The 2,234-nt window shown below is 65.5% G+C and carries 2 protein-coding genes; one reads left to right on the top strand and one right to left on the bottom strand.

All coding sequences use genetic code 11. The annotated features are described in order from the left end of the window. Nucleotides 1–100: 100 nt before the first annotated feature. Nucleotides 101–862: an SDR family oxidoreductase gene (locus C167_RS0101085; protein WP_017516435.1), complete on the bottom strand. Its 762-nt coding sequence runs from the start codon at nt 860–862 to the stop codon at nt 101–103. Nucleotides 863–1,090: 228 nt separating this feature from the next. Here C167_RS0101085 and C167_RS0101080 point away from each other — a divergent pair, with 228 nt between their 5' ends. Beyond that, on the top strand, nt 1,091–2,095 hold the full coding sequence (locus C167_RS0101080) for an NADP-dependent oxidoreductase (RefSeq protein ID WP_017516434.1): 1,005 nt from the start codon (nt 1,091–1,093) through the stop codon (nt 2,093–2,095). Nucleotides 2,096–2,234: the final 139 nt, after the last annotated feature.

Below are 2,234 nucleotides of genomic sequence, written 5' to 3'. Positions count from 1 at the left end.
TCAGTAAAGCAACGTACTCACCACCGCAAAGGACTGCCCCCTCTCCCTTCAGGGAGAGGGTTGGGGAGAGGGAACGCCCAGCACAGTCGCCTGGAAATGATCAGATCGCCGTCGCCCCACCATCCACCGGCAGCGCGATGCCAGTGGTGAAGCCAGCGTTGTCACTGCAAAGGTAAAGAACGGCAGAGGCGATTTCCTCGACGCGACCGACTCGGCCCACCGGGTGCATGGCAGCAGCGAACTCGGCCTTCTTCGGGTCGGCCTCGTAGGCGCGGCGGAACATGTCGGTGTCGATCACCGCCGGACACACCGCGTTGACGCGGATTTTCTTCTTCGCGTATTCGATGGCGGCGGACTTGGTCAGGCCGATCACCGCGTGCTTGGAGGCCGCATAGATGCTCATCTTCGGCGCGGCGCCCAGGCCGGCGACAGAAGCAGTGTTGACGATGGCGCCGCCGCCCTGCTCCAGCATCACCGGAATCTGGTGCTTCATGCACAGCCAGACGCCCTTAACGTTGACGCCCATGATGGCGTCGAACTCGCTCTCCTCGCCGTCGGCGAGCTTGCCCTTCTCGATCTCGATGCCGGCGTTGTTGAAGGCGTAGTCCAGGCGGCCGTACGCAGCTACGGTGCCTTGCACCAGCGCCTTGACCTCGGCGTCACGGGTTACGTCGCAACGGATGAAGGTGGCCTCGCCGCCCGCCGCGCGGATCAGCTCAACGGTGGCCTCGCCGCCCTTGGCGTCGACGTCGGAAACCACGACCTTCACGCCCTGCTGGGCAAAGGCCTGGGCGGTGGCGCGGCCGATACCGTTACCGGCGCCAGTGACCAGGGCAACCTGGCCGGAAAGCAGCTGACTCATGAGCGAACCTCGAAGCGGGTTGGGAAATAACCGCTGCAGTCTAGCCAGCGCTCCAGCGGCGCGAAGCACTATCAGGCGGGGCGACGTCGCTGCATCCACCGCGATGATGATTCCGGCAAGCCCGGATCACTGTAACCGATGAGCGAACATTCCCCCGGCGGACGGAACTTGCCGTGGCGCGGCAGGCGGACTATCACCTAGGCTTTCCCCCTGACTGAGTCCACTGCCATGCCTGCCCAGATCAATCGCCAGTTCCAGCTCGCCCAGCGCCCGGTCGGCGCCGCCACCCGCGACACCTTCGCCTACGTGGAAACCCCGGTCGGGGAGCCCGGTCCGGGGCAGATCCTGGTGAAGAACCAGTACCTTTCGCTGGACCCGGCCATGCGCGGCTGGATGAACGATGCCAAGTCCTACATCGCCCCCGTGGCCATCGGCGACGTCATGCGCGCCCTGGGCGTGGGCAAGGTGATCGCCTCGCAGCACCCGGACTTCAAGGTCGGCGACGAAGTGAACGGCGCCCTCGGCGTGCAGGATTACTTCCTCGGCGAGCCCAAGGGCTTCTACAAAGTGGACAGCCAGCGCGCACCGCTGCCGCTGTACCTCTCGGCGCTGGGTATGACCGGCATGACCGCCTACTTCGGCTTCCTCGACGTCGGCCTGCCCCAGGCCGGTGACACCGTGGTGGTTTCCGGCGCCGCCGGCGCGGTGGGCAGCGTGGTCGGGCAGATTGCGAAGATCAAGGGCTGCCGGGTGGTGGGCATCGCCGGTGGCGCGGACAAATGCCGCTACCTGGTGGAGGAGCTGGGCTTCGACGGCGCCATCGACTACAAGGCCGAGGACGTCAACGCCGGCCTCAAGCGCGAGTGCCCCAAGGGCGTGAACGTGTTCTTCGACAACGTCGGCGGCGACATCCTCGATGCCGTGCTGGCCCGCCTGGCGCCCAAGGCGCGGGTAGTGATCTGCGGCGCGATCAGCCAGTACAACAACAAGGAGGCGGTGCGCGGCCCGGCCAACTACCTGTCGCTGCTGGTCAACCGCGCACGCATGGAAGGCATGGTGGTGATGGACTACGCCCACCGCTTCCAGGAAGGCTTCAAGGACATGGCGACCTGGATTGCCGAAGGCAAGCTGAAGTCGAAGGAAGACATCGTCGAGGGCCTGGAAACCTTCCCCGAAACCCTGGCCAAACTGTTCAGCGGCGAGAACTTCGGCAAGCTGGTGCTGAAGGTCTGACCGCCGCTGGCGTTGCCGGCATCTTCCGTAGGAGCGGACTCCGTCCGCGATGGCTTCCGGCGCGATGCGGACGGATCGCGGACGAAGTCCGCTCCTGCGCTTGGCCCCAGTTCCTGTAGGAGATTCTATGTCTACCCCG

The organism is Pseudomonas nitroreducens TX1 (assembly GCF_000313755.1).
GTDB classification, from domain to species: domain Bacteria; phylum Pseudomonadota; class Gammaproteobacteria; order Pseudomonadales; family Pseudomonadaceae; genus Pseudomonas; species Pseudomonas nitroreducens_A.
This window is presented reverse-complemented; position numbering and strand designations above follow the sequence as displayed.